This is a genomic window from uncultured Nostoc sp., from assembly GCF_964245575.1.
GTDB lineage: Bacteria > Cyanobacteriota > Cyanobacteriia > Cyanobacteriales > Nostocaceae > Nostoc.
This window is the reverse complement of the sequence record NZ_CAXTNP010000335.1, coordinates 1-7,262: the sequence shown is the minus strand read 5'-3', so window position 1 is coordinate 7,262 and position 7,262 is coordinate 1. Positions and strand designations below refer to the sequence as shown.

6 protein-coding genes and 1 pseudogene are annotated in these 7,262 nt (G+C 38.9%); 1 reads left to right on the top strand and 6 read right to left on the bottom strand.

Annotated features, from left to right (window positions below; genetic code table 11):
• Window positions 1-118: 118 nt before the first annotated feature.
• From ACFFAP_RS33345 to ACFFAP_RS33320, 6 genes and pseudogenes are all read right to left on the bottom strand, one after another.
• Window positions 119-1,516, bottom strand: coding sequence for an ATP-binding protein (locus ACFFAP_RS33345; RefSeq protein WP_375515231.1), 1,398 nt, complete (start codon window positions 1,514-1,516; stop codon window positions 119-121).
• 84 nt (window positions 1,517-1,600) lie between these two features.
• Window positions 1,601-2,143 (bottom strand): methanogen output domain 1-containing protein, encoded by a 543-nt coding sequence (locus ACFFAP_RS33340; protein ID WP_375515230.1) that lies wholly within the window; start codon window positions 2,141-2,143, stop codon window positions 1,601-1,603.
• A gap of 196 nt (window positions 2,144-2,339) precedes the next feature.
• Window positions 2,340-2,468 (bottom strand): hypothetical protein, encoded by a 129-nt coding sequence (locus tag ACFFAP_RS33335; RefSeq protein WP_375515229.1) that lies wholly within the window; start codon window positions 2,466-2,468, stop codon window positions 2,340-2,342.
• A 156-nt stretch (window positions 2,469-2,624) separates the two neighbouring features.
• On the bottom strand, window positions 2,625-3,944 hold the full coding sequence (locus tag ACFFAP_RS33330; RefSeq protein ID WP_375515228.1) for a response regulator: 1,320 nt from the start codon (window positions 3,942-3,944) through the stop codon (window positions 2,625-2,627).
• Between the two features lie 240 nt (window positions 3,945-4,184).
• Window positions 4,185-4,677, bottom strand: a pseudogene (locus ACFFAP_RS33325) (sensor histidine kinase); the annotation flags it as partial.
• 691 nt (window positions 4,678-5,368) lie between these two features.
• Entirely contained in the window at window positions 5,369-6,004 is a 636-nt protein-coding gene (locus ACFFAP_RS33320; protein WP_375515232.1) for a response regulator, read from the bottom strand.
• A 320-nt stretch (window positions 6,005-6,324) separates the two neighbouring features.
• Here ACFFAP_RS33320 and lipA point away from each other — a divergent pair, with 320 nt between their 5' ends.
• The gene (gene lipA / locus ACFFAP_RS33315; protein WP_375515227.1) at window positions 6,325-7,245 is read left to right on the top strand and encodes a lipoyl synthase; all 921 of its coding nucleotides are present in this window, start codon (window positions 6,325-6,327) and stop codon (window positions 7,243-7,245) included.
• The last annotated feature ends 17 nt before the right edge of the window (window positions 7,246-7,262 follow it).

Here is a 7,262-nt window from a genome sequence, read left to right as displayed (position 1 = left end):
GAGGCATAACGCACCCTACGTGTATTTCACGCAATCAAATATGAATCCTATATATATAAATAATATTACTAATAGATGATGATTATATTGATTTTTGGAAAAAATACTAAATTAGTAATTAAATTTCATGAGAGTGAGCTACAGGTATCCTAATTACAAATTCTGCACCTTTTCCTGAAACAGAAAAACAGCTAATTTGTCCGTAATGTTTTTCAACTATAATCTGATAGCTTATAGATAGTCCGAGTCCAGTACCTTTGCCCACAGGTTTAGTGGTGAAAAATGGATCAAAGAGCTTTGAGTGAACTTGTTCATTTATCCCCAAACCATTATCAGCAATACTAACCGTTATCCATTTTTCATCGATTACCTCAGTTTTAATTTCAATTTGGGGATTATTCTTTGTAAGTGTTTGATTGTCAGTATTTTGTGGATTGACTTTTGACCACTGAGCATTGACCGCCGATACCTCCAGCGCATCGATCGCATTTACAATAATATTCATAAACACTTGGTTAAGTTGACCAGGGTAGCAAGTTACATTAGGTAGTTGACTATATTTTTTGATGACTTTGATTTCTGGGTACTCATGCCTAGCTTGCAAGCGATGCTCCAAAATCATTAAAGTACTATCAATTCCTTCGTGGATATTGACTTCCTTAAGTTCTGCTTCATCAAGTCTGGAAAAATTACGTAGTGATTTAACAATTTCCTTAATGCGCTCTGTTCCTACTTTCATTGACTGGAAGAGTTTAGTTATATCTCGAATCAGAAAATCTAAGTCTATTTCTTCTATTTGCTCTTGAATTTCTGGAGGAGTATTTGGACAAATTTGTTGATAAATTTGCACCAATTTTAGTAAATCGTGAGTGTATTCGTGGGCGTAGTGAAGGTTACCATAAATAAAACTAACGGGGTTATTAATTTCATGGGCAATACCAGCGACCATCTGCCCTAAACTAGACATTTTCTCAGCTTGGATAAGCTGAGTTTGGGTAAGTTTTAGTTCATTTAGTGTTTCTTGTAAAGCAGTTGTACGTTTCTCAACCCGAATTTCTAGCTCTTGATTCGCTTTCTTGAGCGCTTCCTCCGCCTGTTTACGTCTCTGAACTTCTTTCGCTAACTCATCGATTTTATCGTTCAAGAGAACAAATTTACTGCTGGCTAAAGTTCTATTTTCCAAACGTAAGAGAATTAAAGCTGAAGATTCAGGCGACCAAGGTTGAATAACTGCTCCTTGACTACGACATATTAGCGTTTGTCCATCATTCTTTCGTAAAGTCAAAGAGCCAATAACCATTGCCCTGCTACTTGAACAAGCTTGGAGGTACTTTACAACATCATTAGCAGACTCATTTACAAGTTCAAAGAGCGTTCTTCCCCGCAGTTCCTGACGCCGTAACCCCAGCATATCTGCTACTGGTTGATTGGTAGCTAACAACTGACCATCACTACTCACCAGAAGTAAAGGTTCTGGTAAAACTCTAGCAAATTCAAGAAATTGTTCAGGAGTCATGGAGCTTTCAATTTCACGGTTCGGCTCTACTTTACATATCTGCACTCAAGCTTGTATTTTGGGGTTAGTTTAGTGGTAAAGGGTTTAGACAGATTCTAGTCCCCTAAAGTATTCTCGACCTTCTGCATCTTCTGCCTCTTCTGTAAGTTTTAAGTAAATAATAACTCTACATCCAGAAGCCCCCTGTGCTATGGTTTCTTGCAATTCTACTTTCGCATATCCTAGATTATTAGCTGCGATCGTTCCAAAAACGTTTGAAGTCATCATACACATGGCAGGGCGATTAACCACTTTTTCGGCAAATGGGCAAACGCGGTTGCCAAAGATGATTTTTTCATCATCCTGCTCAATGACATAAAAATCGCCTTGGATTCGTTTTTTTAAATCAATCAAGACATCAGCTACCTGCCTACGCGAAAGATTTGAGACTTCCAGGGCAGATTTGTAATCTTGGTTGATCTGCCTAGCCATCCTTTCACCAACTACACTAATAAATCCAGAAGCTTCTTCTAAACCAACTACGTCCTGCAAAGTACCAGATAATTCTCTGATTAATGTACGTAAAAATATATCGCGTTCTAAAGAAAGATTAAGCGTAGCCATTGAGTGGTTAAGTTGATTGGTCATAAATTTTGAGGACACAATTTTGAAACTACAGTTCTAGAGTTCCCCAAAATACATCTAAAGTAACTGCTTAACATCTTTCTTCAGAGGATTTGATGCTTGCTTTTATTTCTAAGAAATGGGAATGGTTATCATACAGCAGTTTTCTTTTGCATGAACAGGACTTACGCAAACAATAGCTGCAACCCTTATTTTATTCTTAGGGCAATTCATGTAGACGCAAAGCGGTGAGGGGGTCGCAGTCTTCTCCCTTGGCGCTGATTTTATCAAAACTCAGTTCAGAGTTAGACTCTTCTAAAGGATCAATAGGATTTGCCAATAAATTCATAAATACCTGATTCAGTTGTCCTGGAAAACATTTTATTGGAGGAAATTCGCCGTAATCTTGAACTACTTGAATATCAGGACGAATCTTATTAGCTTTTAAACGGTGCTTGAGAATGATAAGAGTGCTATATATGGAGAATTATTTTTGCTGTGATTTTCAAACGGGAAGCTTAATGATAAACTCTGAACCTTGTCCTGGTGCTGAATTTACTTCCAGAGTTCCTCCATGTTTCTCGACAACAATTTGACGAGCAATTGATAACCCTAATCCTGTGCCTTGGCCTACAGGCTTGGTGGTGAATAAATGGTCAAAGATTTTTTGCTGGACATCAGGTGACATTCCCACGCCATTATCTTTAATCCGAATCAAAATATGTTTTTTGTTTTCAGTGAGGCTAGTTTGAATCAAAACTTGATTGGGATTTGCTTCAATTTCAATATAGGTGCGCCCTACATTAGACTCCTCTAAAGCATCAATAGCATTAGCTAATAAATTCATAAATACCTGATTTAGTTGTCCGATAAAGCATTCTATTTCTGGGAAATTACCGTAATCTCTAATTACCTGAATATCAGGATGATCCTCGGATGCTTTTAAGCGATGTTTGAGAATCATGATTGTGCTGTCAATGCCATCATGAATGTTGCAAGAAACTTTGCGATCGCTATCTGCTCGAGAAAAGGTTCTCAGACTGGTGCTAATGTTACGAATGCGCTGAACACCCTCTTTCATTGAGGAAATTAAATTAGGTAGATCGGCAAGCATATACTTCAAATCTATCGCTGCAATTTCCTTTTGAATTTCTGGAACCGGATTAGGATAGTGCTGCTGATAGAGGTTAATGATGTTGCTCATGTCTTGGAAATATGCTGAAGCGTGTCCGAGATTGCCATGAATGAAACTAACTGGATTATTAATTTCATGAGCAACTCCTGCTACTAATTGACCCAGGGCAGACATTTTTTCTGTCTGTACAAGTTGAACTTGAGACTCTTGTAAGTCTTTTAATACCTTAGACAACGCTGCTGTCCTTTCTGCAACTCGTTTCTCTAAACTTTTTGTGAGATTTCGTAATTGAATATGGGTTTTAATTCTAGCTAATAATTCTTCTTCATGAAATGGCTTAGTGATGTAATCAACTGCCCCGATATTTAGACCTTTTACCTTACTATCAGTATCAGAATCTGCCGTCATAAAAATTACTGGAATATCACAAGTAGCTGAGTTTTTTTTCAGCCTTTTACAGGTTTCAAACCCATCTATTCCAGGCATAATTACATCTAATAATATCAAATCAGGTTGTCTAGATTCAACTTGCTTAATTGCACTTTCTCCATTATTTTCTGTAATAACGTTAAAACCTATGTTAGTTAATATGTTCAATACAATTTCTAAATTTGTAGTAGTATCATCTACCACTAAAATTAAACTAGATTCTGGTAAATCAAACGTTTTTATATCAGTTTTGTAATTCATGTATTTAAATTAATTTAACTTCTTGTTACTTATTCACTATTGGCTCGGCGATCGCAGCTAAGTCACCTTTGTTTTATTGGCGGACTGACTGACAAATTTCTAGCCTAATAATCCTATAGTTCCCAAAAACTCTGAGAACAGCAACATTCTCAGACTAAATTTCTCTATGCGACCACTACAGTATTTTGGTGCGTTACACAACGATTTTACCCCCTAAATATACTTAGATTTGTTCAAACATCAAATCGGATTGCTGTAGCTATCTGACTGTTGCATCGGGATCTCAATCACGAACTCAATCCCTTTTCCTAATGTGGAATCACAGGTTAAACTGCCCTTGTGTTTGTCCACAATAATCTGATAGCTAATCGACAAACCCAATTCTGTACCACTTCCTACCGACTTGGTGGTAAAAAATGGGTCAAATATTTTCTGCTGCACCGCTTTTGTCATAGCAGAACCGTTATCAGCAATCCGAATTATCGCCGTATTAGAATCTGTTAGTTCAGTAAAGATATGAATTTGTCCTACCCGATAATAATCCACTGAAGTGTCTATGTCTTTACTTATTTGTTCTTTGTTATTTACCAATGATGGATGAACAATGATAAATGACTCTTCTAAACCATCGATAGCATTACTGAGGATTATTCATAAATACCTAATTAAGTTGACCAGGATAACAAATAATTTCCGGTAGTTTTCCGTATTCTTTGATAACTTCAATTTCAGGAATATCGCTCTTTTCTTTAAGAGGTTGTTTGAAAAGTGTTTCGCTGTGACTTTAGGCACTTTTTGATCCCCCCTAGCTTAAAAAGGGGAGAGCCGCAGTCAAAGTCCCCTAATTTATCGGGGGATTTTGAGGTAACTAAAACTTTTTATACCGACAAGAATACTTTTCAAAGAACCTCTAAGGTTGCCAAGGACATGATTACCAAATTTATTTGATAAATAATTGTTATAGGATTTACGAATTTAAAATAAATACTAAATATGAATAAGTTTAAAAACTACATTTTTTGTAAGGGCACAGCAATGCTATGCCCTTAGAGTATGGTCTATTGATGATTGCAGGAGCAGGATAATTAAGAAAAAAGCCTACCGTTCTCCTTCGATTAAGAGCAAACTGCGGCAGGTTTAGTGGGTATTGGGCTGCTTTGCTAGACTCTCAACTTTTTCTTTTGCGAAGACGCTGTGTTTCGACTCCGCTCAACATAAAGAAAGCGTTCGGGGAATTCAAAATTCAAAATTTATAGAGGTGCAGATAATTGCTAGTTATTTTTTCCTGCTTTTGAATTTTGTGGTCAACGATGATTTGTCAACATAAGTATTTTTGTACTAACTATTTTTACCCGCTTTTAATCGGACACCCGTTATTATAAACGGGGTATTTTTGGCTGCGATAATAATAATGAGTACAAATACTACTTGACTTTTTGTTTAATAAAGGTCACAACCTGAGTTAGCTGTTTCTTCAAACCATCGATTTCAGCTTGCATTTTGACAATTTTCTCATTCAATGCATTAATTTCTGCGTTGGAGGCTTCCCCGATACTAGGAGTTGCGATCGCAGTATTTACAGCACTAGGAGTTGCTACCGAAGTAGTGGCTACACTAGAAGTTGCAACTGTGCCATTTTTAACAGCAACTGCTGCTCCTACGGGCACTAGTTCTGGGCGTGGCAGTTTCGCCTTGGTCATAGCTAACTTAATTGCGTTAATTAGTTGCTTCTGATCAAAAGGCTTACCCAGAAATTCAAAGTATTCAAAGGGTTCTGTGATTTTCTCAGTCACCTCTTCCTTGCGACCAGACATGATCACCAAAGGAATTTTCCTTAATTCCGGATCGGCTTGAACTTTCTGGAAAACCTCCCAGCCACTCATTTTAGGCAACAGGAAATCCAGCATAATCAGGCTGAGTTTTTCCTGAAGAATGAAATTTAGTCCTTCTAAACCGTCTTTTGCTTCCAGTACCTCAAAATTGCCCGGAGGCAACATTTCTCGTACTTTTACCCTGACAACTGTAGTGTCATCGATAACTAAAATTTTGTTGCTTGCCACGACTGTTTGCTCTAACAGAAACTTTAAGTGTAAATAGCGGCTTTGCCGATTGTCATTGAGAATTCCCCCACTATATACAAAATTTTTAGCAATTGGGGGATAGTATATTTCGGTATAAATGACATTGCTAGAGGTGTTTTGTAAAACTTTAGCTTGTGCTATTTTCAATTTGTGTCATCGTTATATTTAAGGCTTTAGCTCTGTTCTAGGGCATAAGGGACATGGTGATACCGAGACATGGTGACTTCATTAAGAGCATCCCCGCGTTTATTCTTAATTAACAGACCATTACTCTATACCCGTATCTTGCTTAGATGTCTATGATTTCGTCACAACGAGCCGAACTAAAGTCTGAAATTACGGCAATGCCTAGCTGGTTACGTCGTCCTATTGGCAAAGCCAGTGAAATCTCTACCGTACAACGCATTATTAAGCAGCGCCAAATTCACACAATTTGCGAAGAAGGGCGCTGTCCCAACCGGGGGGAGTGCTATGCCCAAAAAACTGCAACTTTCTTACTAATGGGGCCTACGTGTACACGCTCTTGTGCTTTCTGTCAAGTAGATAAAGGTCATGCACCAATGCCTGTTGATTTAGAGGAACCCCAAAAGGTAGCCCAGGCGGTGCAGCTTTTGGGATTGCGTTACGTGGTGCTGACTTCTGTAGCCCGTGATGACTTGCCCGATCAGGGCGCAGGGCACTTTGTGGAGACGATCGCAACTATCCGCCAGTTGAACCCAGAGACTCAAATTGAAGTGCTGACCCCTGATTTTTGGGGTGGTGCTGGTGTTGGGGAATCAGGTCAACGCCAGCGAATAGTTATGATTGTAAAAGCCAGACCAGCTTGTTTCAATCACAATATTGAGACAGTGAAACGGTTAACTGGGCCAGTGCGCCGGGGAGCCAAGTACGATCGCTCCCTCTCAGTACTAGCTATGGTCAAAGAAATCGATCCGACAATTCCCACCAAATCAGGTTTGATGCTGGGACACGGAGAAACACTTGATGAAGTCGTTGAAGCAATGGCTGATCTAAGGGCTGTGGGGTGCGATCGCTTGACTATCGGGCAGTATATGCGTCCAACTCTTGAACATCTGCCAGTCCAAAAATATTGGACTCCAGAGGAATTTGATCAACTCGGCAGATTAGCATGGGAAATGGGATTCAACCATGTTCGTTCTGGACCTCTGGTTCGCAGTTCCTATCATGCTGGAGAGGAGGGAGTGGGGAGTGAGGAGTAGGGTGTAGGGGATGAGGG

Bases quoted from the DNA above. Each gene is read 5' to 3' on its own strand.
- ACFFAP_RS33335 (WP_375515229.1), bottom strand. From the start codon at position 2,468: ATGAATTTATTGGCAAATCCTATTGATCCTTTAGAAGAGTCTAACTCT.
- lipA (WP_375515227.1), top strand. From the start codon at position 6,325: ATGATTTCGTCACAACGAGCCGAACTAAAGTCTGAAATTACGGCAATG.
- ACFFAP_RS33340 (WP_375515230.1), bottom strand. From the start codon at position 2,143: ATGACCAATCAACTTAACCACTCAATGGCTACGCTTAATCTTTCTTTA.
- ACFFAP_RS33345 (WP_375515231.1), bottom strand. From the start codon at position 1,516: ATGACTCCTGAACAATTTCTTGAATTTGCTAGAGTTTTACCAGAACCT.
- ACFFAP_RS33330 (WP_375515228.1), bottom strand. From the start codon at position 3,944: ATGAATTACAAAACTGATATAAAAACGTTTGATTTACCAGAATCTAGT.